The sequence below is a fragment of the Streptomyces qinglanensis genome (assembly GCF_900111245.1).
GTDB classification, from domain to species: Bacteria; Actinomycetota; Actinomycetes; order Streptomycetales; family Streptomycetaceae; genus Streptomyces; species Streptomyces qinglanensis.
This window is the reverse complement of the sequence record NZ_FOGO01000011.1, coordinates 157,209-182,454: the sequence shown is the minus strand read 5'-3', so window position 1 is coordinate 182,454 and position 25,246 is coordinate 157,209. Positions and strand designations below refer to the sequence as shown.

The 25,246-nt window shown below is 74.4% G+C and carries 16 protein-coding genes; 8 read left to right on the top strand and 8 right to left on the bottom strand.

Annotated features, from left to right (window positions below):
• Positions 1–15: 15 nt before the first annotated feature.
• The gene (locus BMX65_RS22385) at positions 16–1,365 is read right to left on the bottom strand and encodes a PspC domain-containing protein (protein WP_075002147.1); all 1,350 of its coding nucleotides are present in this window, start codon (positions 1,363–1,365) and stop codon (positions 16–18) included.
• Positions 1,366–1,516: 151 nt separating this feature from the next.
• Here BMX65_RS22385 and BMX65_RS22380 point away from each other — a divergent pair, with 151 nt between their 5' ends.
• Positions 1,517–3,355, top strand: a complete 1,839-nt coding sequence (locus BMX65_RS22380) for a PspC domain-containing protein (RefSeq protein ID WP_075002146.1) — start codon at positions 1,517–1,519, stop codon at positions 3,353–3,355.
• Positions 3,352–3,699, top strand: coding sequence for a hypothetical protein (locus tag BMX65_RS33670; protein ID WP_239502124.1), 348 nt, complete (start codon positions 3,352–3,354; stop codon positions 3,697–3,699). Before BMX65_RS22380 ends, BMX65_RS33670 begins: the two co-directional genes overlap by 4 nt.
• A gap of 188 nt (positions 3,700–3,887) precedes the next feature.
• Here the strand turns inward: BMX65_RS33670 and BMX65_RS22370 are convergent, their stop codons facing one another.
• The 4 genes from BMX65_RS22370 to BMX65_RS22355 form a co-directional block, all read right to left on the bottom strand.
• Positions 3,888–4,370 (bottom strand): DoxX family protein, encoded by a 483-nt coding sequence (locus tag BMX65_RS22370; RefSeq protein WP_075002145.1) that lies wholly within the window; start codon positions 4,368–4,370, stop codon positions 3,888–3,890.
• Between the two features lie 301 nt (positions 4,371–4,671).
• On the bottom strand, positions 4,672–6,072 hold the full coding sequence (locus tag BMX65_RS22365; protein ID WP_239502081.1) for a hypothetical protein: 1,401 nt from the start codon (positions 6,070–6,072) through the stop codon (positions 4,672–4,674).
• A 1,017-nt stretch (positions 6,073–7,089) separates the two neighbouring features.
• On the bottom strand, positions 7,090–7,899 hold the full coding sequence (locus tag BMX65_RS22360; protein ID WP_075002144.1) for a class II aldolase/adducin family protein: 810 nt from the start codon (positions 7,897–7,899) through the stop codon (positions 7,090–7,092).
• A gap of 246 nt (positions 7,900–8,145) precedes the next feature.
• Positions 8,146–9,264, bottom strand: a complete 1,119-nt coding sequence (locus tag BMX65_RS22355) for a C40 family peptidase (protein ID WP_075002143.1) — start codon at positions 9,262–9,264, stop codon at positions 8,146–8,148.
• A gap of 373 nt (positions 9,265–9,637) precedes the next feature.
• On the opposite strand from BMX65_RS22355, the gene BMX65_RS22350 reads away from it, so the two are divergent.
• A complete protein-coding gene (locus tag BMX65_RS22350; RefSeq protein ID WP_075002142.1) occupies positions 9,638–9,991 on the top strand; it encodes a hypothetical protein in 354 nt (117 codons plus the stop codon).
• 103 nt (positions 9,992–10,094) lie between these two features.
• Entirely contained in the window at positions 10,095–12,668 is a 2,574-nt protein-coding gene (locus tag BMX65_RS22345) for an ATP-dependent DNA helicase (protein WP_075002141.1), read from the top strand.
• Between the two features lie 134 nt (positions 12,669–12,802).
• Here BMX65_RS22345 and BMX65_RS22340 read toward each other — a convergent pair whose 3' ends face one another.
• Positions 12,803–14,632 carry a M23 family metallopeptidase gene (locus BMX65_RS22340; protein ID WP_420856826.1) on the bottom strand — a complete coding sequence of 610 codons (1,830 nt, stop codon included), beginning with the start codon at positions 14,630–14,632 and terminating at the stop codon, positions 12,803–12,805.
• 1,116 nt (positions 14,633–15,748) lie between these two features.
• On the opposite strand from BMX65_RS22340, the gene icmB reads away from it, so the two are divergent.
• Positions 15,749–16,159: a coenzyme B12-dependent isobutyryl CoA mutase small subunit gene (gene icmB / locus BMX65_RS22335; RefSeq protein ID WP_075002139.1), complete on the top strand. Its 411-nt coding sequence runs from the start codon at positions 15,749–15,751 to the stop codon at positions 16,157–16,159.
• A 295-nt stretch (positions 16,160–16,454) separates the two neighbouring features.
• Here the strand turns inward: icmB and BMX65_RS22330 are convergent, their stop codons facing one another.
• Both BMX65_RS22330 and BMX65_RS22325 read right to left on the bottom strand, forming a co-directional pair.
• Positions 16,455–18,221 carry a DUF5691 domain-containing protein gene (locus tag BMX65_RS22330; protein WP_239502083.1) on the bottom strand — a complete coding sequence of 589 codons (1,767 nt, stop codon included), beginning with the start codon at positions 18,219–18,221 and terminating at the stop codon, positions 16,455–16,457.
• A 285-nt stretch (positions 18,222–18,506) separates the two neighbouring features.
• On the bottom strand, positions 18,507–19,973 hold the full coding sequence (locus tag BMX65_RS22325) for an SWIM zinc finger family protein (protein ID WP_075002138.1): 1,467 nt from the start codon (positions 19,971–19,973) through the stop codon (positions 18,507–18,509).
• A 186-nt stretch (positions 19,974–20,159) separates the two neighbouring features.
• Between BMX65_RS22325 and BMX65_RS22320 the strand changes: the two genes are divergently transcribed.
• The 3 genes from BMX65_RS22320 to BMX65_RS22310 are packed head-to-tail and all read left to right on the top strand — an operon-like array spanning position 20,160 to position 25,035.
• Positions 20,160–21,311 carry an ATP-binding protein gene (locus tag BMX65_RS22320; RefSeq protein ID WP_075002137.1) on the top strand — a complete coding sequence of 384 codons (1,152 nt, stop codon included), beginning with the start codon at positions 20,160–20,162 and terminating at the stop codon, positions 21,309–21,311.
• Positions 21,308–23,833 carry a DUF5682 family protein gene (locus BMX65_RS22315; protein WP_075002136.1) on the top strand — a complete coding sequence of 842 codons (2,526 nt, stop codon included), beginning with the start codon at positions 21,308–21,310 and terminating at the stop codon, positions 23,831–23,833. The genes BMX65_RS22320 and BMX65_RS22315 overlap by 4 nt, the downstream gene beginning before the upstream one ends.
• Entirely contained in the window at positions 23,830–25,035 is a 1,206-nt protein-coding gene (locus BMX65_RS22310) for a VWA domain-containing protein (RefSeq protein WP_075002135.1), read from the top strand. The genes BMX65_RS22315 and BMX65_RS22310 overlap by 4 nt, the downstream gene beginning before the upstream one ends.
• Positions 25,036–25,246 lie beyond the last annotated feature (211 nt).

Below are 25,246 nucleotides of genomic sequence, written 5' to 3'. Positions count from 1 at the left end.
CGCCTGGTCCGTCCGTCACGACTCCGCCGCCCTCTCCATCTCCAGTTCGACCTCTGTCCCCTCGCCCGGTGCGGTCCGCAGCCGCGCCGTGCCGCCGTTGCGCCGCATCCGGCCGATGATGGACTCGCGTACGCCCATCCTGTCCTCCGGCACGGCGTCCGGGTCGAAGCCCGGCCCGCGGTCCCGCACGGAGATGAAGACGGTACGCCCCTCCACCTCGGCGAAGACCTGTACGGCCCCGCCCTCGCCACCGTACTTGGCGGCGTTGACCATCGCCTCGCGCGCGGCTTGGAGCTGGGCACCCAGCGCCTCGTCCAGGGGGCAGTCGCCGACGCAGACCACCTCCACGGGCACCCCGTGGTGATCCTCGACCTCGGCGGCCGCGGCCTTGACCCCCTCGGCGAGGGTCACGGGCTCGTCCTCCTCCTCGGCCGCGGCGCCCGACCCGTCGGCCGACCGGTACAGCCAGGCGCGCAGCTCCCGCTCCTGGGCGCGGGCGAGCCGGGCCACCTCGCGCGGCTTCTCGGCGTTGCGCTGGATCAGGGTCAGGGTGTGCAGCACCGAGTCGTGGACGTGCGCGGCCACCTCGGCCCGCTCCTGCGCGCGAATGCGCATCAGCCGTTCCTCGGACAGGTCCTGCATCATCCGTACCAGGTAGGGGCCCGCCATCAGGGCGATGCCGACCAGTACCGCGAGCGCGGCCTGGAGCACAGCCCCCAGATGGCTGACCGAACCCTGTACGACGACGATGCCGGTCACGCCGACGGCCACCAGCGCGACCCCCGCCGCACTGCGGGCGACCGGCAGCAGCCGGGTGCGGCGGCCGACCTCCGCCCAGTGCGCCCGGCGGGAGTTGTCGGCCTGCCGCCACACCAGGGCAACGCCCGCACCGATCAGTACGACCGGCCACAGATAGGTGTTGGCGGCGCCGAACTGGAGGTTGTCCGCCATGACGACCACGGTGGTGATCAGCGCCAGCACGGCGACGATCTGCCCCTTCTCCGGCTTGCGGAGGAAGCGGCGGCGCAGCCCGTCCCGGTCGGTGACGACCTCCGACAGTCCGCCCGCGCCGATCCGGTGCCCGCTGCCGACTCCGCCGGTACCGAGCGGCACCACGAACCAGAACGCCGCGTACAGCAGCACCCCGAGGCCGTTGGCCACGCTGAGCGCCACGAAGACGATGCGCACCCAGGAGACGGGCAGCCCCAGGTGCCCCGCGAGGCCGCGGGCCACCCCGCCCAGCATCCGGCCCTCCGCGCTGCGGTAGAGCTTGCGCAGCGGCGGATCTTCGGTCGGCGGCTCCGAGGACGCGGGTCGGGGTCCCTGCGGGGCCGCCTCGGAGGCGGGCGAGGCGGGCGCTGTCATGCACCGATCGTCACACGGGCCGCGCGGCCGGACATCAGGGTTTCGCCCTGAGCCGTCCCGGACACCGTCCCGGGTTCCGGTTCCGGATCTCAGGGAGGTGTCCGGGTAGGCCCCCGATGCCCGCCGGTGCGCGGGGCGCGACCATAGGGCCATGAGCGAGGAGGAGCAGCACCCGGCGGAGCCCGCCGCCGGTGCCGACCGGGAGGGCCGTGCCTCCGCTTCCGGCGCGGACCGGGAGGGGCCTGCGTCCGCTTCCGGCGGGGGTGCCGGGCGGGAAGGTGCGGACCGGACAGACGCCGGGCAGCAGGGGCGCGCGGCGGGCGGAGGCTCGGGTGCGGGCGCTGGTGCTGGTGCGGGCGAAGGCTCGGGTGCGGGCGGAGGCTCGGGCGCGGGTGCGGGCCACGGGACCGCGGGGAAGGGTGCGGCCCCCGGGACCGCGAAGGCGGGCGGCGCCTCCTGGGGGGCGCACAATCCGGTGCCCGAGCCGCGCTCCGGCAGGCCGCGGCGCAGCCGTACGCACAAGGTCGCGGGCGGCGTGTGCGGCGGGCTCGGCCGGTACTTCGACCTCGATCCGGTGATCTTCCGGGTGCCGCTGGTGGTGCTGTCCGTCGTCGGGGGACTGGGATTCGTCTTCTACGGGTTCGCCTGGCTGCTGATCCCCGCCGAGGGGGAGACCCAGAACGAGGGGCGGCGGCTGCTGTCCGGCCGGGTGGAGGGCAGTTCGCTCTCGGCGGTCCTGGTCGCGCTCGTCGGCTGCGGCCTCTTTCTCGCCTCGATCGGCAACCGCAGTGTGCCCTTCTCACTGCTGCTGGTGGGGGCCGTGGCCGGTGCGGCGTACTGGTCGCAGCACCGCAGGCAGGCCGAGGCCGCCGGAGCCGAGGGGGCGCAGATCGATCCGGCGACGGCGCACGCTGTCGCCGACGCGCCGCCGGAGGCGCAGGCACCGCCGGTCGCGGGGCCCGCCTCCTGGTGGCGGGAGCCGCTCACCAAGGAGGCCGGAGCCACCAAGGGCGCCGGTCCCGCACCGTGGCAGCCGGGCGGGGCGACCGGCTATCTGTGGGGGCCGGAGGGCGCCCTCCCCGCCGCGACATCGTCCGCCTCCTACGGAAACCCCTGGGGACCGCCCAGGGTCCCGGCGCGGGGCGCCGGCACCGGCGGGATGCCGCCCGCACGCCGGGGCGCGCGGGGTTCGCTGGGCGGGTTCACCCTGCTCCTCGCACTGCTGGCGGGCGGGATCGGCACCGCAGCGGCGTGGGAGACCCATCCGCTCGGCACGACCCTCGTCGTCGGTCTGAGCTGCGCGTTGGCGGTCTTCGGCCTCGGCCTGGCGCTCAGCGCGTTCGTCGGCCGCACCGGACCGGGCACCCTCGTCTGCGTCGTGCTGACGGCGGGGCTGCTGGCGGGCGCTTCGGCGCTGCCCGACGACATCGCGACGCACGTCCGCGAGACGCACTGGATGCCCACCTCCGTTGCGGAAGTCCGGCCGCGATACGAACTCGGCTCCGGCACCGGCGAACTGGACCTGAGCGGCACGGGCCTGAAGGCGGGCCAGACGCTGCGCACCGGTGCGCGGGTCGGCGCGGGCGAGATCAAGGTCGTCGTACCGGCGAACGCGGTGGTCGAGGTGCGCGCGGACGTCGGTATGGGGGAGATGAGCTTCCCCCGCGCGCTGAACGCCGACGGAGACGTCGTCCACGACCGGGCCGGCGGTCTGGGGACGAACCGGAAGCTGACCCTGCGCCCGTTCGACGGCGCGAAGCCGGGGGGCACCATCGTGGTGAAGCTGAGCGCCGGCGCGGGGCGCGTCGAGGTCGTCCGGGCGCTGCCCTCGGGCGAGCGGTCCGACACCGGGCCGTCGTCGGGCGGCGGTACCCGGCAGAGCGCCGCACTCGGCGCCGGGCCCCGCACCGGGGACGGTCCCGGCCCGGATTCCGGCGGGGCACGGCAGCTCCGCGGCGCGGACACGTCCATGACGGGAGGGATCCGATGAGGCACCGCTTCGAACCGTCCCGGCTGCTGCTCGGGTTGGCCATGATCGCTGTCGCGGTGCTCTACCTGCTGGACTCCGCGGGAGAGGTGGACATCCCGTTCTGGCTGCTGCTGGTGGTCGTGCCCGGCGCACTGGTGCTGGCGGGACTGACCGCGCTGGCGACGTTCCTGGCCCGCCGCTCGGTCGCCCGCCGCAGGGAGCACCGCGAACACGGCGGGCCCGAGCGCGGCGGGCCCGGTCCCGGTGGGCCTGGTCCTGGTGGGCCTGGTCCCGGTGGGCCCGGTCCTGGTGGGCTCGGTCCCGGCGGACGTGAGCCCGGCGGATACGGCGCACGGGGGGCGTGACGGGACGGACCGGCGGGGGACGACGGGGCAGCACCCGTCACGCCACCTCTTCCGGCTCCGCTCCTGCCACTGCGTCCCGGCCACTTCCGGCCGCTGCGTCCCGGCCACCGCGGGCCGAGGCGGCCCGCTGCCGTCAGCGGAAGAGCTGTCGGCCGAGGAACTGTCAGCCGTTGTCGGCCGCGGAACTGTCAGCCGAAGATCTGCTGCCCCTTGCGGCGCTTGCGTACCGCCAGCAGCGAGTCGAGCGAGAACATCGGTGCCCCCGCCATCAGCAGCGGCAGCCATGCCATCAGATACGGCAGGTCGTTGCCGTAGTAGTACGGCTCGCTGGACCAGCTCACCGTCATCCACAGGCAGAAGGAGAGCAGCGCCCCGCCCGCGGCCGCCACACGGGCCCACAGTCCGCACAGGGTGCCCAGCCCGATGGCCACCTCCCCGGCGCCGATGGCCGTACCGAACCCCTGCGGGCTCTGCTGCGCCAGCTCGACCATCCAGGTGGCCGCCGCGGAGTCGTGCACGGCCGTCAGTGTGGCGGCGAACGAACCGGGACCGGAACCGGTGAGGAAGTCGGGGTCGGTCAGCTTGTCGACGCCCGCGTAGAGGAACGTGATGCCGAGGAAGAGCCGCAGCGGGAGCAGCGCGTGGCGGGCGGCGAGACCGCGCGCGCCCACCGGTCCTCCCGCGACCGGCCCCGGGTAGCCGCTGACGGCCCTGGGTCCCTCGTCCGCCCGGCCACCCGCTGCCCCGCGGCCACCCGCTGCCCCGCGGCCACTCGCCGCCCCACTGCCACCCGCCGTCCCACGGCCACCCGTTGGCCCCTGGCCACCCGTCGGCCCCGTCACAGACATGCGTCCCTCCCGCCTCTCGCAGCCGTGTTCGCGTGCGGAGGCGATTCTTCACCCAGGGCCTACCCGGCTGGCAAGTGCCCGGCGACCCCTCCGGGAGACCTGCCGTGCGGCGCCGCCGGGCCGGTCACTCGACGACGTCGATCGGGTAGCGGTTGGTCTCCGCGCCCGCAGCCGTGACCACTTGGACCTCCACCCGGCCCGGTTCGACCTCGGCCGGTACCGGGACGTTCAGCACGGTGTCCGCAGGGCCCGCGAAACCGCCGGGCACCGGGATCAGCGGAGCGTGCACATGGACGGCGCCGATCCGGACCACCACCCGGGCCAGCCGGTCGGCAGCGGTGGCGCCCGGCGGGACGAAGCCCGCACCCCGGATCTCGATGTCGTCGCCGGTGCGGATGGGCGAGTGCAGGTCGCCCATCTCCCGGGCCCGCACCACCGAGAGCACCACGGGGCGGCCGCCCTCCGCGTACTTCCCGGCCAGATACGTCGCAGCCGAGACGACGACCAGCAGCGCCAGCCCCCAGGGCAGGTCGGGCAGCCGTTCGGGCTGGCGGGACAGCCGGACCGCGGCGAAGACCACCGCGACCCCGTTGATGAGCATGTACTGCACGTCCGAGAAGGCGCCCCGGCCCGCGTCGTCGGTCAGCAGATCGGCGGCGTGCGGACGGTCGGCGCGCACCTTCTGCAGCCGCCTGCCCTGCACCCGCACCGCCACCGTGCGGCGCACGACGACCGCGACCGCACAGGTGAGCGCGAGTACGGTGACCACCCCCGCGCCGCGGGAGAGATCCAGCCCGGTGAGCAGTGCGCGGCGGGCCTCCGGGGTGGGCGCCGCAGCCAGCTCGACGGCCAGCACCAGCACGGCGAAGACGGACAGCAGCACCCAGCAGGCGGCCACCGTGCGGGACGTGGACAGCCGGTTGTCCTCGCCGATGACCGGCGCCAGCACCCCGCCCCGCGACCGGTGCAGCCAGGCGGCGACGGACAGCCCCACCGCCGAGACACCGGCCGCCACCAGCCCCGCGGTGCGGCCCGTCGACCAGCCGCCCGCCAGCGCGGTCAGCAACTGCACCAGCAGCAGCAACCCGGCGGCGGCCCAGACGGTGCCCACGGTGCGCCGCCACAGCCGCGCCACCCACGCCTCGCCCTCCTCGCGGCTCCGGTCGGCCAGCGCCCGCGCCGCTCCGGTCAACTCGTCGGACACCCACTGGCGTGAGGCCCCCGCCGAGTGCGCCAGCCCCACCGGGACGCCCAGGCCCGCCGCCAGCTCGTCCCGGCGCTGCCGAAAGGCGGCCAGCGCCTTGCGGTAACTCTGGCGGGCGCTGTGCGGGCAGTTGTCGCACTGGCAGGTCGCCCGGCCGCCGCTGTCGCCGCCGCTGCCGTTTCCGCCGTTTCCGCTGCCGACGCTGCCGCCGGTGCTACCGCTGTCGCCGTCGGCGGGACGGGAGGGGGTGAACGGTGGGGTCGAGGGAAGCGGCGGAGGCGAGGGCGGCGATGGAGGCGAGGACGGAGACGGGGTCGGCATCGGTGGAATCCGTGCGGTCGTTTCCTCCGGAGAGCGCGGGGCGCGCTGGGAAGAGGGCGTGGCGGAGCGTGCGCCGGGCACGCGGCCCGCGCCGGGGGCGGAGGCCGCGCTGGCCGCCCCCGTCGACCCGGCCCTTCCCGTGGACCCGGCCGCGCCTGTGGCTCGGGTCGTGCCTGTGGCCCCGGCCGTGCCTGTGGCTCGGGTCGTGCCTGTGGCCCCGGCCGTGCCTGTGGCTCGGGGCGTGCCTGTGGCCCCGGCCGTGCCTGTGGCTCGGGTCGTGCCTGTGGCTCCGCCGGTCGTACCTGTGGTCCCGCCGGTCGTACCTGTGGTCCCGGTCCTCCCCGTGGCCCCGGCCGTACCCGTGGCTCCTCCGGTCGTCCCGGTCGTCCCCGTCGTCCCGGCTGCTCCTGTTGTGCCTGCTGTGCCTGCTGTGCCTGTTGTCGCCGCTGTCCTGGCCGTGCTGCCTGGCGCTCTGGCCGTGCCTGGCGCCCCGGCCCTGCCTGGCGTCCCGGTGCTACCGGTCGTCCCGACTGCTCCGGGTGCGGCGCCTGAAGCTGCCGCGGGGCCGGTCGTGGTGGGGGAGCCCCTGCCGGTGGCGCCGCCCGGCCCGGTCGAGGTACCCCGGTCCGGCGCGGTCCCCTGTGCCGCGGCGCCGGCCCTGCCGGTGCTGCCCCTGCCCGCGGCGGAGTCCCGTGCTGCGGGGTCCCGTGCTGCGGCGTCCCGTGCTGCCGCGGAGCTCTTCCTCGTGCTCGGGCCGGTGCCCGTGGCCGGGCCGGTGCCTGCCGCGGGAGCGGTACTCGCGGCGGAGCCGGTGGCGCCCGGGGCGGAGCCCGTGTCGGAGGCCCGACCTGTGCCGCGGGCGGCACTCGTGCCCGGTGCACCGCCGTCGCCGCCGTCGTGCCCGTCCTCGTCGCCCGGGCCCTCCGGACCGTCCTGCGCCGTGTCCACGGCCACTGTGCAACCCCGCCTCTCAACTTCCGTGGGTTGGAAGGGGATTGTGCCTTACATGAGCCGATGTCAGCTCAGCAGGTCCGGTTCGTCCCGGGTGATCCTCGCGTAGAGAGGTTGATAGTTGTGCCATGCGGCCAGGTCGCTGCCGAGCTGTTCGCGGGCCGCCACGGCGTTCCGGTGCTCGACGGGCACGGGCTTCCCGGCCGCTTTCGCGGCGAGCTGTATCTCGCAGGCGCGCTCCAGTTGGAGGAACCACCAGGCCGCCGCGTCCACCGAGTCCCCGACCGTCAACAAGCCGTGACTGCGCAGGATGACGGCCTTGTGCGGGCCCAGAGCCGCGGCGATCCGCGCTCCGTCCCCGGCGTCCACACCTACACCGGTCCACCCGTCCAGGAGCGCGTGGTCCTCGTAGAACGCGCACGCCTCCTGGGTGAGTGGTTCGAGCGGCTCCCCGAGCGCTGCGAACGCCCGCCCGTACGTCGTATGGCTGTGGACGACGGCCACCACATCCGGTCGCGCGTCTTGCACCTGAGAGTGAACCGCGAATGCCGCCTGGTTGACGTGGCGGCCGCCCTCCCGCACCCGGCCCTCCTGGTCGACGAGGAGCAGATCGCCGGCCGTCACATGGCCGAACGGGACACCGAAGGGGTTCACCCAGCAGCAGTCGGTGAACTCCGGGTCCCGCACCGTGATGTGGCCGGAGACCCCGTCCTCGAACCCCATCCTGCCGAACAGCCGCAGCGCCGCCGCCAACCGCTGCTTGCGGTAGGAGCGTGCTTCCGCGGTCGACGCGTGCTCGGGCGGCACGGCCAGGTGCAGTTGTCCGACCGGTACCGGAGGCGGTGGGTGAGGGGCTGGGACGGCGGACTCGGACATGGGTCCCTCCGTTCGGCTGCGTTGCGGCTGCGTGCACACCCGGGCAGCCACGGAAGCTAGCCCCCCGCGCCGGAACTGGCCAGACCCGTGCCGCTCCCGTTCCCGCACCCCACCGGAACAGCCCGGCGCCGCGGGGGCCGGAAGCCGGGTCCGGGGTCGGGTCCGGGGCCGGGGTCGGGTCCCGGGTCGGGTCCGGGGTCGGGTCCGGGGAAGCGGAGGGGGACTGAGCGCGCGCTGCCGGAGCGGTCACGCGGGGCGCACCGCTCCGGCGTAGGGCATCTGATCGATCGGAGCGACGCGCACCGCGGTGCCGGGCCGCGGCGCGTGGATCATGCGGCCGCCGCCGACATACAGCCCGACGTGGCTGACGCTGTCGTAGAAGAACACCAGGTCACCGGGGGTGAGGTCGCCGCGTGGCACCCGCCTGCCAGCGTGGATCTGACTGTAGGTGGTGCGCGGCAGCGAGACGCCTGCGGCCCGCCAGGCGGCCTGCGTCAGACCGGAGCAGTCGTATCCGGCCGGGCCCGTGCCGCCCCACACGTACGGCTTGCCCAGCGCGCTGCGGGCGAAGCCGACCGCTCGCGCGGCGCGGCCGACCGGCGCCGGTCCGGGCGTCTCCTCCGGAACCGGGTGCGCTGCCGGGCCGCCGCCGCGGGCCGCTTCCGCCTTCCGGGACGGCCGGTGCGGCCGGGTGCGGGCCGCGGGGGCCGGCTCGTCGAGCACGGCTGCGCGCTGCTCGGCGGTGAGCTCTCCGAGCAGCCGCTGCGCCTGCTGGAGCTTGGTGCGGACCGTGCGCTTGTGGCGGCTGGTCCGCTCGGCCGCCTCCGCCAGCTCCGCGGAGACGCCTGCCGCCTCCTCCCGCAGTTGCGCGAGCCGCTGACTGCGGTGCGCGGCGCGCTGCACGGCCGCTGCCTGCCGGTCCCCGGCGCGCTCGGTGGCCGCCGCGCGCTCCAGATAGTCCTCGGGGGCGGAGGTGAGCACGAGGCGCAGCGCGGGATCGACGCCGCTGCCGTCGCGGTACTGCGCCGCCGCGTAGGAGCCGAGTGTCCGCCGGGAGGCGTTCAGCTTCTGCTGCCGGCGGGCCGCCTCGTCCCGCAGGGTCTCCAGCCGGGTCCGCGCGCTCCCCGCTTTCTCCCGGGCGCCGTTGTACGCCTCGGTCGCCCGCTCGGCCTCCCGGTGCAGCCGGTCGACCCTCGCCTTCACGCGGGTCGTGTCCGGCTGCGGGGTCCGCGGCTGCGCCGAGCCGGAGCCCTGGAAGGAGGTGGCCCCCGCGGCGCCCGCGAGGACGAGGGTGAGGGCGGTCCGGACCGCGGGCGCGGCGAACACGGCGAAGGAGCGGCGGGCGGGCTTGCGGTGCGAGGCCATGGCGGCCGTCACTTCCTCACTGGTGCTGACGTGTCCTGCGGGCGCGGGCTGCGCACGTCCGCGGGGCGTGCGGCGGTGCCGGGCACGTTCCCCGCGGGCGGCGCCGGGCGCATCGCACCTGCTCCTGCTTCTGGAGTGGCCGCGCCGACCGGCGGGGCGCGGCCACGTGACGAGGACGCTATGCGGAAGGGGATCGAAGAGGCACGGGGATGACCGCAAGTGAGCCGTTTCGTCCACATACTGCCCTGATCGCGTCGACTGTCGACTCGAAGCCGGGGGCATATGCGCGGTCCTGACCGTCCGGGTGCGAGTGCCCGCGAGGAAGCCGGGGGCGTGCTAAAGGGCCCGAAAACACCCGGATACGCTCGCGGCCATGGACGTACTGATCAATATCTTCGTCGGCCTGCACATCATCGGCATAGCCGCGCTCCTGGGCGGCTTCCTCGCCCAGATGAAGGCGATCGGCAGCGGCGGGGCCCGGATCAGCCCCAGCATGCTGCACGGGGCGCTGACCATGCTGATCACCGGCGTGGCGCTGGTCGGACTCCATCAGGCGGACGGCGGCGCGGTGAACAACGTCAAGATCGGACTCAAGCTGGCGCTGCTCGTGGTGATCCTCGGAGTCACCTACGTCAAGCGCGACGAGGAGCGGCTGAGTGCCCCGCTCTTCGGCTCGGTCGGCCTGCTGACGACGGCGAACATCTTCATCGCCGTGCTCTGGGTCTGAGCGGGCACCCCCCGGCGGCAAGAAGGCCAGCGGAGAGTGCGGAGGGCCCTGGTTTTCCACAGGGCTCCGGAGTGTCGGCGCGGCGGCCTAGACTCGGACGACGATGAGCAGCCTTTTCGACGACAGCTTCCTGGCGGACCTCGACGGCGCGGCACCCGAGGCGGACGCGGCGCCGCCGCCCGACCCCGAGGAGAACGGGGCCCCGGGCCCCGCCGAGGAGATCCCGGACGATCTCTTCGCGGGCACCTTCGCGGGCGGCGCCCGCGGAGCCGCCGCGCGTGACGCCTACCACCGCGACGGCGCTCCCCGGTCGGTCATCGACCCCGCCGCGCTGCTGGAGGGGATGAACGAGCAGCAGCGCGAGGCCGTGCTGCACGCGGGCTCCCCGCTGCTCATCGTCGCCGGAGCGGGATCGGGCAAGACGCGGGTGCTCACCCACCGCATCGCCCACCTGCTGGGCGCCCGCAATGTGCACCCCGGGCAGATCCTCGCCATCACCTTCACCAACAAGGCGGCCGGCGAGATGAAGGAGCGCGTCGCCGAGCTGGTGGGGCCGCGCGCGCAGTCCATGTGGGTCTCCACCTTCCACAGCGCGTGTGTGCGCATCCTGCGCCGCGAGAGCAAGAAGCTCGGCTTCACCTCCTCGTTCTCGATCTACGACGCGGCCGACTCCAAGCGCCTGATGGCCCTGGTCTGCCGCGATCTGGACCTGGATCCCAAGCGCTTCCCGCCCAAGGCGTTCAGCGCCAAGGTCTCCAACCTCAAGAACGAACTGGTCGACGAGGAGGACTTCGCGGGCCGGGCCGCCGACGGATTCGAGAAGACCCTCGCCGAGGCGTACACGATGTACCAGGCGCGGCTGCGCGAGGCCAACGCGCTGGACTTCGACGACCTGATCATGACCACGGTCCATCTGCTCCAGGCGTTCCCCGACGTGGCCGAGCACTACCGGCGCCGCTTCCGGCACGTCCTGGTCGACGAGTACCAGGACACCAACCACGCGCAGTACCAACTGGTGCGCGAGCTGGTCGGCCCGGCCGAGGAGCAGGCCGAGCTGTGCGTCGTGGGCGACGCCGACCAGTCCATCTACGCCTTCCGCGGGGCCACCATCCGCAACATCCTCCAGTTCGAGGAGGACTACCCGGACGCGACCACGATCCTGCTGGAGCAGAACTACCGCTCCACGCAGACGATCCTCAGCGCCGCCAACGCGGTCATCGAGCGCAACGCGGACCGCCGCCCCAAGAATCTCTGGACCCGGGCGGGCTCCGGCCCGCGCATCACCGGCTATGTCGCCGACACCGAGCACGACGAGGCCCAGTTCGTCGCCGAGGAGATCGACCGGCTCAGCGACGGGGAGACCGACGGCCCCGGCACGGCGGGACGCCCCGGTGCCGACAGCACCGACGGTGGCGACGGCGGTGGCGACGACGGCGCGCCCCGGGTCCGTCCCGGCGACATCGCCGTCTTCTACCGCACCAACGCCCAGTCCCGCGTCTTCGAAGAAGTCTTCATCCGGGTGGGCCTGCCCTACAAGGTCGTCGGCGGAGTCCGGTTCTACGAGCGCCGCGAGGTCCGCGACATACTGGCGTATCTGCGGGTGCTGGCCAACCCGGAGGACGCGGTGCCGCTGCGCCGCATCCTCAACGTGCCCAAGCGCGGTATCGGTGAGCGCGCCGAGGCCATGATCGAGGCGCTGGCGCTGCGCGAGAAGATCACGTTCCCGCAGGCGCTCGCCCGGGTCGAGGAGGCGTACGGCATGGCCGCGCGCTCCCTCAACGCCGTCAAGCGGTTCAACACGCTGATGGAGGAGCTGCGCACGGTCGTGGAGTCCGGCGCCGGTCCGGCCACGGTCCTGGAGGCGGTGCTGGAGCAGACGGGCTACCTCGCCGAGCTCCAGTCCTCCACCGACCCGCAGGACGAGACCCGCATCGAGAACCTTCAGGAACTCGCCGCTGTCGCGCTGGAGTTCGAGCAGGAGCGGGGCGAGGACGAGTCGCCGGGCACTCTCGCCGACTTCCTGGAGCGGGTCGCCCTGGTCGCCGACTCCGACCAGATCCCGGAGGAGGGCGACGACGAGGGCGTCGTGACGCTCATGACCCTGCACACGGCCAAGGGCCTCGAGTTCCCCGTGGTCTTCCTGACCGGCATGGAGGACGGCGTCTTCCCGCACATGCGGGCCCTCGGCCAGGCCAAGGAACTGGAGGAGGAGCGCCGGCTCGCCTACGTCGGCATCACCCGCGCCCAGGAGCGGCTGTACCTCACCCGGGCCGGGATGCGCAGCGCATGGGGTCAGCCCTCCTACAACCCGCCCTCCCGCTTCCTGGAGGAGATCCCCACCGAGTACCTCGACTGGAAGCGCACCGGCAGCGGGGGCGGCGGCCTGGGCGCGAGCGGGACGGGTGCGGCGACGGGTGCCGGGATCGGGGTGACCCTCTCCTCGACCAGCGGGGCCGCCGCCCGCCGGGGCGGTCCCTCCGGGTTCGCGACCCGGCGGGCCGGGGACCGTCCGGTGGTCGCCCTCCAGATCGGCGACCGTGTCACCCACGACAGCTTCGGGCTCGGCACGGTGCAGTCGGTCAAGGGAAGCGGAGACAACGCCGAGGCGACGATCGACTTCGGCGGGGAGAAGCCCAAGCGGCTGCTGCTGCGCTACGCGCCCGTGGAGAAGCTGTAAGGCGAGAGCGCCGACGCGTTCGCGCCCGGACCGTACGGTCCGGGCGCCGGGCCATGCCCCGGGGGGTCACACCCCCCGGGAGTCACGCCTGGTGCCGGTGCCGGGCCCGGGGCTCGGGGCCCGGGGGCGGATTCTCAGCTGATGCTGAGGCCCTTGCTCTGCAGCCACGGGATCGGGTCCACCGCCGAGCCGCCACCGGGACGGACCTCGAAGTGCAGATGCGGTCCCGTGGAGTTGCCGGAGTTGCCGGAGTAGGCGATCACATCGCCCGCCTTGACCGAGCCGGAGCGGAGCTTGTTGCTGCTCAGGTGGCAGTACCAGGTCTGGGTGCCGTCCTTCGCGGTCACGATGGCCATGTTCCCGTACGCCACGCTGTGCTTCGTGGAAACGGTGCCGTCGGTCGCGGCCATCACGGGCGTGCCGTAGCTGACGGGGAAGTCGATCCCGGTGTGGATCGACATCCAGTTGACGCCTGCCTGGCCGTAGCGCGCGCTGAGCGTGTGGTTCTTGACGGGAATGACGAACTTGGGGCGCAGTGCCTCCTTGCGCGCCGCCTCCTTCGCCTTGCGCTCCTTCTCCGCTTCCTGGCGCTGCTTGAGGTCGATGCGCTCCTGGGTGCGGCTGGCGCGGTCGGCGAAGTCGTCGGCGTCCGCGGAGAGGCCCTGGAGCTGGGTGTCCAGCTTGCTGTTGACGTTCGAAGGCTTCACGGGGGAGGCGTCCGGGGCCGCGACGGTGGTGGTGCTGTCCTTGTCCTTGCCGTCGTCGCCCATCACGCTCGCGGCCGCCGCGCCCGCGACGCCCATGACGGCGACGGACGGAACCGCCACGGTCATCAGCGCCCGGCGGCGGGGCTTGGGAGAGCGTCGCCGCCCGCGCCCGTGCGAGCCACCGCCGCCGCCGAGCGCGGCGGGGGCGTCGTGGCGAACATCCCGTACGTCCTCCGACGCCGACTCCACGAGGAAGTCGGGCTCAGCGGAGTCGAGCCCGTGCTCGTGCAGCGGTTCGTAGCCGAGGGCATCGGCCTGCTCGTGCTCGCCCTGTGCGGCCTCGTCCTGCGCCAGCACGGAGAAGTTCCACTGGGCAGTGACTTCCTGCCCCTGCTCAGGATGCTCTCCAGCGGGGGCATGACCGGGGTCGAAACCGAACTGTGCGGTCCCGTTCCCGTAATCGGCCTCCGCGCTGCGGAAGGCGTCGTGATCTTCGTAGCCGCCCTGGTGGTAGCCGTCCTGGTGGTAGCCGTCCTGCGCGAGGTGGCCGCCGGGGACGCCGTAGCCGCCCTGGTCGCCCTGCGGCTGGTCGTAGCCGCCGAACCCGGCGTGCGCGTCGTAAGCCTGGGGCGTGTCGTACGCCGCGTGCTCGAATCCGTCGTATGCGGCGCCCCCGTGTGCGGGCCGGCCGTCATACCCGGCATGGCCGTCGTAGCCGGGCCGGCCGTCGTGGCCGAACGCCATGCCCCGGCCGTCGGTCGTCCAGTCACCGGACTGCGGCGCTGCGGCCTCCCAGCCGCCGGTGCCCCAGGAGGTCGTCTCCCAGTTCCCTGTCTCCTGCACGCCGAAGGTCCACTGGCCGGTGCCGTCGCCCGGGACCGGGTGCCCTTGGCCGAAACCCGGGGCGGCAGCAGCGCCGACGGAACCGTCCGGCCCCGTCATCGCGTCGGGCTGGTAGTTCCCGGTGCCCCAAGCGGTGGTGTCCCAGGAGCCGGTCGCGGCGCTGCCGGTGTCGTTGCCCGGGAGGGTGCCGAAGAGCGGATCGTCGCCGTAGGAGGGGTACGACCCGCCCGGGTAGGAGTCACCGGGAGGCGCGTAGGTACCGGCGGAGTACGCGTCGTGCGGACCGGCCTGGTAGCTCTCCTGCGGATAGGCGCCATACGCGGACTGTCCGTGGTCCACGCCGTAAGTGCCGTACGAGAAGCCGGAACCGGGGTCGTCGGGATTCGGGACTCCCGACGGATGACGGTCGTTCACCACCAACTTCTCTTTCGCCTCGGCGACAGGGGCGGAGCAATGCGGGCGACTGTACCCGGGGGTATGCGACGGCCACAATCTTCGGCAGGTTTTGGCGGCGCAGGAAAAGGGCAATCGGCCGTGTTTCGGCGGACTACGGACCGGCCGCGGAGGCTGAGTTCGAAATTCGTTCGAAAGAGTGAGCCGCTCGGACGGCCCCATCCGTCGTCCCGGTGCCCGATCTGACGATCATCGCCACCGGTGCGCCCCTGCCTCCAACTCACCCCGGAACCGGGCGGAGACACCGTAATCCACCGGCAGCGCCACATGACCGACACCGCCGTCATCGCCCCCGAACACCCTTGATCCGAGAAACCGCGCCGCTCGTTTCCGGTCTTCGGTCGGAACCTCGGTCGGAACCTCGGTCGGAACTTCGGTCGGAACCTCGGCCCGACTCTTCGGCCAGAGCGTGCAGCCCCTTCGGGCAGAGGGTGCGGTGGGGCGAGGAGGCGTCGTGCTCTGGAGTCTCTGGCCTGGGGGCCACCGGCCGGTGCGGCGCCGCTGATGCGGATGCGGCGTGGGCGGCGCGTCGACGGAGCCGGGACCTGGTGTGCTGCCGCGTATGCCTGTCGCCCGCTCGGACTCGTCGGCCGGTGGTCTCCCGCGGCGAACGACGAGGCAGGGGCAGGACAGGCACGGAGCAGGGGCGGGGTTGGCACGGAGCAGGGGCGGGACAGGCACGGGACAGGCACGGGGCAGGGGCGCACTCGGCGCGGAGCAGGGAGTGCAGGAGCCCCGAGCGCCCGGCGCGTGCGGAACTGTCGAGGCCGCGCGCGAAGCTGGTGCGCTCCGCGTGACGGGAGTGCGCCCGCGCATTCTGCTCCCGAGCGGTGTGCGCAATCCGCCGTGCAGCCCCCGGTGACTACGGCGGCTGCGGGACGCAGGGGGGCGGTCGGGGTCAGGAGGTCGTCCTGGAAGCAAGCGGAGGGAGGCCGGAGCCGGGGGATCCGGTGGCCGTGTGTGATTTCCCCCTCCCTTGCGAGCGGGGAACGGGACGGGTGCGGGATGCTGGAGATAACGTGCGTTCACACCCCGGGGCCCGTTCCGGCCTGGAGGTCGTCCTTGAGGGAGGCAGTGATGGATGTGACGGGTCCGATCCGCGTGGTGGTCGCCAAGCCGGGACTCGACGGCCATGACCGCGGTGCCAAGGTCATCGCCCGGGCTCTGCGCGACGCCGGTATGGAGGTCATCTACACCGGGCTGCACCAGACACCGGAGCAGGTCGTGGACACCGCCATCCAGGAGGACGCGAACGCCATCGGCCTCTCCATCCTCTCCGGCGCGCACAACACGCTGTTCGCCCGCGTACTGGAGTTGCTGCGCGAGCGGGACGCCACCGACATCAAGGTGTTCGGCGGCGGCATCATCCCCGAGGACGACATTCCGCTGCTCAAGGAGCAGGGTGTCGCCGAGATCTTCACCCCGGGCGCCAGCACCACCGAGGTCGTCGACTGGATCCGCACCCACGTGGGCCCGGTCGCAGCCTGAGACCACCGGCGGCCCCTGGCCGCCCGCCGCCCGCCGCTCGCCGTCCGACCGGAGGGGCGGCCCCCGGAATCGGCAGTCGGCCCATCGGGACCTGCGCCCCCGCACCCGGCCTCCGAGATCCCCACCCGACCCTGGGACCGCCGGGCTCCCGGGCCGCTCGGCCTGGGACCGCCGGACCTCGGGGACCCCGTACTCGCGGGCCCCGGTGCCCCCGGCCCCCGGCCGCGGGGACAGCGGCCTCGGAGCCGCGGCGGCGCATCCCGGGAAGACCCGGCCACCGCCGGGGACATCTCCGTCAGCCGTTCGGCGCGGGCAGTTCCGGCCCGCTGTCCGGCACCTCGTTCCGCAGCTCCGCGAGCATCACGGAACGCAGCCGCAGGGTGGCCAGGAGCCGCTGGAAGGACTCCGCCCAGTACGCGCCCGCACCTGGGGACTCCCCTTCCTTCTCGTCGGGCACCGCGGCGAGCGGCGCCAGCCGCTCGGTGTCCGACGGGTCCAGACAGCGCTCGGCCAGCCCCATCACCCCGCTGAAGCTCCACGGGTAGCTGCCCGCGTCCCGGGCGATCTCCAGCGCGTCCACCACCGCCCGCCCCAGCGGCAGCGGCCACGGCACCCCGCACATCCCCAGCACCCGGAAGGCTTCCGACAGCCCGTGCGCCGCCACGAACCGCGCGGCCCACGCACCGCGCTCCTCCTCTGGCAGCACCGACAGCAGCTTGGCCGGATCGCCGGGCCCTTCGGCGAACGGATCGGTCGGCTCACCGATGAGGGCACGCGCCCACGGGGCGTTCCGCTGCCGCACGGCGGCACCGCACCACGCCGCGTGCAGATCGTCCCGCCACCCGTCGGCGACCGGCAGCGCGATGATCTCGGCCGGAGTCGCCCCGCCCAACTGCTCGCCCCACACCTCCAGCGGGGCCGCCTCCACCAGTTGGCCCAGCCACCAGGCCCGTTCGCCCCGGCCCGACGGGGGCTTGGGCGCGATCCCGTCGCGCTGCATATCCGCATCGCACGCGCTCGGAGCCGTCACCGCGATGCCGCCGCTGCCACCCGTCCGGTCCGGGGTCACGCAGCCGCGGGCGCGGTCCGCCATCCGGGCAGCCAGCGCGGAGCCGGGCAGCGCCGTCAGCAGCTCGGCCGCCGTCGCCCGTACGGTTCGGCTGCGATCGGCCAGCGCGCGCTCCAGAAAAGGCTCGTCCGAGAGACGGAGTCCCTCGCGCAGCGAGTCCAGGAACATCAGCCGGTCCTCGGCCCGTTCGGTCTGCCAGGTGGAGGCGAGCAGCGCCGTCGCGGCGTCCGGATCGCGCCTGCGAACGGCCGTGAGCAACGCGACCCGCTCGGCGAACAGGCCCTCCTGCCAGACCTTTTCGGTCTCGTCCGGCCGGCCGTCCGGTGCCCGGCGGCGGACACCGTCGCGCAGCGCGAACTTCCAGTCCGCGTTGTACCGGGCCAGCCACAGCGCTCGCGGACCGGCGAACGCCAGCGTCTCGGCCCGCAGGTCGGTACGGGCCCGTGCCGCGTCCAGCAGGGCGGGCAGCAGGGCGGTCGGCGCCCGGTAGCCGTGGGCATTCGCCTCCGCCAGCCACTGCGGCAGCAGTTCGCCCAGATCCGGACCCGCACCGCGCCGCCCGGACGCCGCCCCCGCTCCGCCCGGTGCCCGATCCGCGAGCAGCGCCGCCAGCCGCCGTTCGGCCGCGCCGGGCAGCGGTGGCCGCCCGTCCGCCGGCGCGTGCGCGGGCCGCTGCCCGGGAACGGCGGGACGCGCACCGGCCCGGCGGCGTACCGTCTCGGTGGCCGCGGCGTCCAGCAGCGCCGTCACGCTCCCGCCCGGCGGCCGCCGCCGCTCGGCTCCCAGCAGCGCCGCGGCCACCAACTCCCCCCAGCCCTCCTGCTCCTCCCGCTCCTTGCGGTTCCCCCGGTCTTCCCGCTCCTCGTGGTTCCCCCGCTTCTCCCGATCCTCCCGGTACTCCACGTGCCCGTGGTCCTCCTGTTCCTCGCGGGCGCCGCCGTTCGACGGCTGCGCCTCGCGGGGGTGCCGTCCCGTCCCTGTGCCGACCGTCATGTCCGCCCCTCCCGTCGCGCCTGCCGCTCGTCCGCCTGCCGTTCGCCGCCCATCCCGACCCGGAGCCCCGGCTCCGCTCCGGCCTTGCGGCCCTGCTCCCCTCCCCGACCGGGTGGCCCCGCTCCGCTCCGACCGGACGGTCCTGATCCGCACTGCACCGACCACGCGGATCCCGGCACTGCACCGACCACGCGGGTCCCGGCACTGCACCGACCACGCGGGTCCCGTTCCGCCCCGGCCGGGCGGCCCCTGCGCCGCTCCGACCGAGGCATGCCTGTCCCTCCCTCACAGCGGGACGACCCGGCCCTGGTGCCAGGCCGTGTGCGGGGCGAAGCCGCGGTGGCCGCACTCACCGAAGACCGTGACCGGACCCTCCGCGGAGAGCGCGAGCAGTCGCCACAGGGCCGCCGCACCGGTGCCCGGCGCCACCGGCAGTGCGACCTCCTCGTCGGCCGCGGCAAGGTGCCAACCGGCGGCACCCGGCCCGGCACCGCCGCGGCTCGCCCCCGCCGTGCCGCCCGCCGTGCCGGCGTCGGAGGGCGGCACGGGCACCACGCGCTCCAGCACGCACGGCCGGCCCTCGGCCCATGGATCCTCCCGGAGCATCCGCGCATAGCCCTCCAGCGCCTCCCGGACGCCTGTGCCCGGGGGTTGGAAGCCCGGCAGCGGTGCGCCGTACCGCGGGCCGAGGGCGGCCCGCAGCGAACCGGAGCCCGGGTAGTAGGCCAGCTCCGCGTCCAATGCCGCACCCACCGGCAGCGCCAGCTCCGGAGCGCGGCCGCCCGCGCCGTAGGAGAGCAGCAGGGCGTGCCGTCCTGCCGACCGGCCGTACAGCCACACGCGGCGGACTGTCAGGCGCCCCTCGTCGGCGTCCCGCTGGGCCAGGACCAGCCACTTGTCCCGGACCAGCGCCTGCTTGTCCGAAAGCAGGTCGGCCGCCTCCAAGGTCAGACCCACCCGGGTGCGGACGGTGTCGGCCAGCGGCGCGGGCAGCTCCGCGGCCCGCCGCCAGCCGACGGCCAGCAGGTGGAGCAGCGCGCACTCGGCCAGCAGCCGTCCTGGCCACCCCTCGCCGGAGCCGGGTATCGCACCCAACTCGCGTATCCGGGCCGCCAGGCCCGGAGCCTGGGCGTCGACCATCCGGGCCGCCATCTCCTCCCACGGCGCGTACCCCCGCTGCTCCGCGCCCGCCAGTCCGCCGCGCAGCAGGTCGGCCAGCCGCTGCTCCAGCTCCTGGGTACCGGCCGTGATCCGCTCGGCGCGCTGCGCCGCGCGGCGGTGCGCGGCCTCGGCCCGTGCCCGCTCGTCCGCACCGTTCCCCGTGCCTGCCGCCGCCTGCCCGGCGTTCGTCCCCTCCGGCGCACCGGCCGGGCCGCGTGCGGCCTTCCGCTCCGCACGCCGCCTGCGGTCGCCGAGCCAGCCGTCGGCCCACTCCGGCGGATCGCCCCCCTCCGCGACCACCGCCTCGCCGCCCGCCCACAGCAGGAGCAGACCGAGCGCGTGCTTGCACGGGAACTTCCTGCTGGGGCAGGAGCACCGGTACCCGGGCCCCTGGCCGCCGTCGAGATCCACCACCGTCTGGTACGGCTTGCTTCCACTGCCCTTGCACTGCCCCCAGAGCGCGCCGTTGCCCCACCCGGCCTCCGTCCACGGCCCGGGTGCCGAGAGTTTGCTTCCCGCGCGACGTGACGCGTCGTCAGGCGCCAGCGCCCTTACCTGCTCCGCCGTCCAGCGGACCGCCTGTCCACCCATGCCGAAGACGGTAGGCGGCGCCACTGACAACCCCCCGTCGAGCGGGCGAAGGTGCAGGTCAGAGCGATTGTCAGTGCCGGGGTGCAGAGTGGTTCACGGATCGGCCGAGGCGCTGCGGCGCGGGGGTTCCCTTCCTTGGCCATTCCCTTGTCTTTTTCCAGAACCGGTCTGCTTCGAGGGGGAATTGTGACCGAGAGCCATGTCGCGGATCCGGCTGCCGAGTCCGCGGGAGAGCCGGCCTCCGGCCCGGCCGCTCCCGCCGCCGCCCTGCGGCCGCACGCCGAGACAGCCTTCGCCGAGGAGCTGGCGGCCCTCGCCGCGGCCGACGACCGCCCGCGGCCCGCCCGCTGGCGGCTGTCCCCGTGGGCCGTGGCCACCTACCTGCTCGGTGGCGAGCTCCCCGGCGGCACTGTCATCACCCCCAAATACATCGGCCCGCGCCGCATCGTCGAGGTCGCGGTCAGCACCCTGGCCACGGACCGCGCGCTGCTCCTGCTCGGCGTGCCCGGCACGGCCAAGACGTGGGTGTCCGAGCACCTGGCGGCGGCCGTCAGCGGAGACTCGACGCTGCTGGTCCAGGGCACGGCGGGCACCGCGGAGGAAGCGATCCGCTACGGATGGAACTACGCGCAACTGCTCGCCCAGGGCCCCAGCCGCGAGGCTCTGGTGCCGAGTCCGGTGATGCGCGCCATGGCCGAGGGCATGACGGCACGGGTCGAGGAGCTGACCCGGATTCCGGCCGACGTGCAGGACACGCTGATCACCGTGCTCTCGGAGAAGACCCTGCCCGTCCCCGAACTGGGCGAAGAGGTGCAGGCGGTCGCCGGCTTCAACCTGATCGCGACGGCCAACGACCGGGACCGGGGGGTCAACGAGCTGTCCAGCGCGCTGCGCCGTCGCTTCAACACCGTGGTGCTGCCGCTGCCGGAGACCGCCGAGGCGGAGGTGGACATCGTGGCGCGCCGGGTCGGCCAGCTCGGCCGCTCCCTCGACCTGCCGCCCGCGCCCGAGGGGTTCGACGAGATCCGCAGGGTGGTCACCGTCTTCCGCGAGCTGCGCGAAGGAGTGACGGGCGACGGCCGCACGAAGCTCAAGTCCCCCTCCGGGACGCTCTCCACGGCCGAGGCCATCTCCGTCGTGACCGGCGGGCTCGCGCTGGCGGCGCACTTCGGGGACGGAGTGCTGCGCGCCGGGGACGTGGCCGCCGGCATCCTCGGTGCCGTGGTCCGCGACCCGTCCGCCGACCAGGTGGTGTGGCAGGAGTACCTCGAGGCCGTCGTCCGCGAGCGGGACGGCTGGAAGGACTTCTACCGGGCCTGCCGAGAGGTGTCCGCATGACGGGTGTCGCAGGGGGCGCGGCAGGTCCGCTGCTGCTGGGGGTCCGGCACCACGGCCCCGGTTCGGCCCGGGCGGTGGGTGCCGTGCTGGACGCGTACGAGCCGGGCGTCGTCCTGATCGAGGGCCCTCCCGAGGCCGACGCGGTGGCCGCGGCGGCGGGGGACGACGGCATGGTCCCGCCGGTGGCGCTGCTGGCCCACGCCGTCGACGAGCCGGGCCGGGCCGCCTTCTGGCCGCTGGCGGAGTTCTCACCGGAATGGGTGGCGATCCGCTGGGCCGTGCGGCGCGGGGTCCCCGTCCGCTTCATCGACCTGCCCGCCGCCCACACGCTCGCCATGAGCGAGGGCGAGCAGGAGACGGTCCCCGGCGGCACCGACGGGGGTGGTGCCGCCGGGGACGCCGATCGCGATCCCGATTCGGGTCCCGGCTCCGATTCGGGCCCCGATCCCGATTCGGGTCCCGAATCCGCGTCCGAGGGCGGGAGCGGAGTGCGACTGGACCCGCTGGCGGCGCTCGCCGAGGCGGCCGGGTACGACGATCCGGAGCGCTGGTGGGAGGACGCCGTCGAGCACCGGCGCGGCGCAGCTCCCGGTGCCGACCCGTACGAGCCGTTCGTGGCGCTCGGCGAGGCGATGGCCGAACTGCGCGCGGTGCACGGCGCGGGCGGCCACCAGCGCGACCTCGTCCGCGAGGCGCACATGCGGCTGCGGCTGCGCGAGGCCCGCAAGGAGTTCGGGGACGCGGCCACCGCCGTGGTCTGCGGCGCCTGGCACGTACCGGCGCTCACCCAGGCCGCGACGGTCACCGCCGACCGGCGGGCCCTCAAGGGGCTGCCCAAGGTGAAAGCCGAAGTCACCTGGGTGCCCTGGACGCACCGGCGGCTGGCACGCCGGTCCGGGTACGGCGCGGGCATCGCCTCGCCCGGGTGGTACCGCCACCTCTTCACCGCCCCGGACCGGCCGGTGGAGCGGTGGATGACCGACGTGGCCGGGCTGCTGCGGGCGCAGGACCACCAGGTCTCCTCCGCGCACCTCATCGAGGCCGTACGGCTCGCCGAGACGCTGGCCACGCTGCGCGGCCGCCCGCTGGCCGGGCTGACGGAGACGACGGACGCGGTGCGGTCCGTCCTGTGCGAGGGCTCCGACGTGCCGCTGGAGCTGATCCGGGACCGGCTCGTGGTGGGAGACGTGCTGGGCGAGGTGCCCGAGGGAGGCCCGGCCGTCCCCCTCCAGCGCGACCTCGCCCGCTGCCAGCGCGCGGTGCGGCTGAAGCCGTCCGCAGCAGAGCGCGAGCTCGACCTGGATCTGCGCAAGGAGACCGACGCGGCACGCAGCCGGCTGCTGCACCGGCTCCGGCTGCTCGGCATCGGCTGGGGCGAGCCCGCCCGCTCCCGGAGCGGCAGCACCGGCACGTTCCGGGAGAGCTGGCGGCTGCGCTGGGAGCCGGAGCTGTCCGTGCGGGTGGCCGAAGCGGGGATCTGGGGCACGACCGTGCGCGAGGCGGCCACCGCCAAGGCGCGGTCCCGGGCGGTCGAACCCGGCACCGCGCTGGCCGAGATCACCGCCCTGGCCGAACTGTGTCTGCTGGCCCGGCTGCCGGACGCGCTTCCGGTGGTGATGCGGGTGCTGGCCGACCGGGCCGCGCTGGAGTCCGACGTCGGCCACCTGGCACGCGCCCTTCCGGCGCTGGTGCGCACACTGCGCTACGGCGATGTCCGGGGCACCGACGCGGGAGCGCTGGCGGAGGTGGCCGGTGGGATGGCCGAGCGTGTCCGGGTCGGCCTGCCGCCTGCCTGCGCGGGGCTGGACGACGAGGGCGCCTGCGAGATGCGCGGCCATCTCGACGCCGCCCACCAGGCGGTGAACCTGCTCGCCCGCGACGTGCCGACAGCGGACGGCGCGGCGGCACCGGACGCGGGCGGCGCGGCGGCGCCGGACACCGAGGGCGGGGCGGCCGGGAATCTGCTGGACCGGTGGCGGACGGTGCTGCGCACCCTCGCAGGCCGGGACCGGGTCCCCGGCCTGCTGCGGGGCCGCTGCGCACGGCTGCTGCTGGACGACGGCCAGTTGGCGGACGCCGAGGCGGAACGGCTGGTGGGCCTGGCGCTGTCGCCGGGAACGCCTCCGGCGGAGGCCGCGGCGTGGATCGAGGGGTTCCTCGCGGGCGGCGGGATGCTGCTGGTCCACGACGAGCGGCTGCTGGCCCTCGTGGACCGCTGGCTGACGGGCGTGCCGGCGGACGCGTTCACGGATGTGCTGCCGCTGCTGCGGCGGACATTCGCGGAGTACGAGGCGGGAGTACGGCGCACGCTCGGTGAACTGGTGCGCCGCGGTCCCGCGGGGGAGGGCAGCCGCCGGGGGAGCGGCGAGAGCGCGGGGCTGCCCGGGTTCGGTGCCGGGCTGGAGGTGCGGCGGGCCGACGCCGTGCTGGAGACGGTGCGGCTGCTGCTCGGCACGGCGTCCGCCGGGGACGGCACAGGTGCGGCGAACGGGAGCCACGAGCGGGAGGGGGCGCGGGTATGACGGTCCGCGAAGAGGCGGCGGAGTCCGGCGGGGCGCAGCTCACCGGAGTCGAGGCGGACGAGCGGCTGCGGCGCTGGCGGCTGGTGCTGGGCGGGGGCGCGGCGGACGGCACCGGCTGCGCGCTGGGCGCTGCCGACAGTGGGATGGACGGGGCTCTGGAGGCGGTCTACGGCGGGTCAGGGGGCAGCGGTCCGGCCGGCGGCGGCACCGGTGCCGGGACCTCGGGCGGGCTCGGTGCCTCAGCCCCGCGGATCTCGCGCTGGCTGGGTGACATCCGCACCTACTTCCCCAGCTCCGTCGTCCAGGTGATGCAGCGGGACGCGATCGACCGGCTCGGGCTCTCCGCGCTGCTGCTGGAGCCGGAGATGCTGGAGGCGATCGAACCGGACGTGCACCTGGTGGGCACTCTGCTGTCGTTGAACAAGGCGATGCCCGAGACCAGTCGGGAGACCGCGCGTGCCGTGGTGCGCAAGGTGGTCGCGGAGCTGGAGAAGCGGCTCGCCGCCCGCACCCGCTCGACCCTGACCGGTGCGCTCGACCGCTCCGCGAAGATCAACCGCCCCCGGCACCGGGACATCGACTGGAACCGCACCATCCGCGCCAACCTCAAGAACTACCTGCCCGAGTACGGAACGGTCGTCCCCGAGCGGCTGATCGGGTACGGGCGGGCGGCGCAGTCCGTCAAGAAGGAGGTCATCCTCTGCATCGACCAGTCCGGGTCGATGGCGTCCTCCGTCGTCTACGCCTCCGTGTTCGGCGCGGTGCTGGCGTCGATGCGGACGCTCGACACCCGGCTCGTCGTCTTCGACACCAGCGTGGTGGATCTGACCGAAGCCCTCGACGATCCCGTCGACGTGCTCTTCGGTACCCAGTTGGGCGGGGGCACCGACATCAACCGGGCGCTGGCCTACTGCCAGTCCCGGATCAGCCGACCGGCGGAGACGGTCGTCGTACTGATCAGCGATCTGTACGAGGGAGGGATACGGCAGGAGATGCTCAAGCGGGTCGCCGCGATGCAGGCGTCCGGTGTTCGGTTCGTCACCCTCCTCGCCCTCTCCGACGAGGGCGCGCCCTCCTACGACCGGGATCATGCGGCCGCGCTCGCGGCGCTGGGCGCGCCTGCCTTCGCCTGTACACCCGACCATTTCCCGGAGGTGATGGCGGCGGCGATAGAGAAACGTCCGCTGCCGGTACCGGAGTAGCCCGCCCCGGGGTGTCCCCGGGTGTCGCCGGGCGTCCCCGGGTGTCCCCGAGCTTTCCCGGGTGTGCGGGACCGGTGGCGATCGGTGCCCCGCACACCTTCCGGGTGTGCGCTGTGACCGTTGTCACCGCGGATGTGTGAGGTGCGATTTAGGCACCGCACGCACGCAGGGCTAACCTGCAAGGCGGACATGCCGCGCGACCCGTGGACGC

Excerpts from the sequence above, each read along its gene's own strand:
- BMX65_RS22385 (WP_075002147.1), bottom strand. The coding sequence starts at position 1,365 with ATGACAGCGCCCGCCTCGCCCGCCTCCGAGGCGGCCCCGCAGGGACCC.
- BMX65_RS22380 (WP_075002146.1), top strand. The coding sequence starts at position 1,517 with ATGAGCGAGGAGGAGCAGCACCCGGCGGAGCCCGCCGCCGGTGCCGAC.
- BMX65_RS33670 (WP_239502124.1), top strand. The coding sequence starts at position 3,352 with ATGAGGCACCGCTTCGAACCGTCCCGGCTGCTGCTCGGGTTGGCCATG.
- BMX65_RS22365 (WP_239502081.1), bottom strand. The coding sequence starts at position 6,072 with ATGCCGACCCCGTCTCCGTCCTCGCCTCCATCGCCGCCCTCGCCTCCG.
- BMX65_RS22360 (WP_075002144.1), bottom strand. The coding sequence starts at position 7,899 with ATGTCCGAGTCCGCCGTCCCAGCCCCTCACCCACCGCCTCCGGTACCG.
- BMX65_RS22355 (WP_075002143.1), bottom strand. The coding sequence starts at position 9,264 with ATGGCCTCGCACCGCAAGCCCGCCCGCCGCTCCTTCGCCGTGTTCGCC.
- BMX65_RS22350 (WP_075002142.1), top strand. The coding sequence starts at position 9,638 with ATGGACGTACTGATCAATATCTTCGTCGGCCTGCACATCATCGGCATA.
- BMX65_RS22345 (WP_075002141.1), top strand. The coding sequence starts at position 10,095 with ATGAGCAGCCTTTTCGACGACAGCTTCCTGGCGGACCTCGACGGCGCG.
- icmB (WP_075002139.1), top strand. The coding sequence starts at position 15,749 with ATGGATGTGACGGGTCCGATCCGCGTGGTGGTCGCCAAGCCGGGACTC.
- BMX65_RS22330 (WP_239502083.1), bottom strand. The coding sequence starts at position 18,221 with ATGACGGTCGGCACAGGGACGGGACGGCACCCCCGCGAGGCGCAGCCG.
- BMX65_RS22325 (WP_075002138.1), bottom strand. The coding sequence starts at position 19,973 with ATGGGTGGACAGGCGGTCCGCTGGACGGCGGAGCAGGTAAGGGCGCTG.
- BMX65_RS22315 (WP_075002136.1), top strand. The coding sequence starts at position 21,308 with ATGACGGGTGTCGCAGGGGGCGCGGCAGGTCCGCTGCTGCTGGGGGTC.
- BMX65_RS22310 (WP_075002135.1), top strand. The coding sequence starts at position 23,830 with ATGACGGTCCGCGAAGAGGCGGCGGAGTCCGGCGGGGCGCAGCTCACC.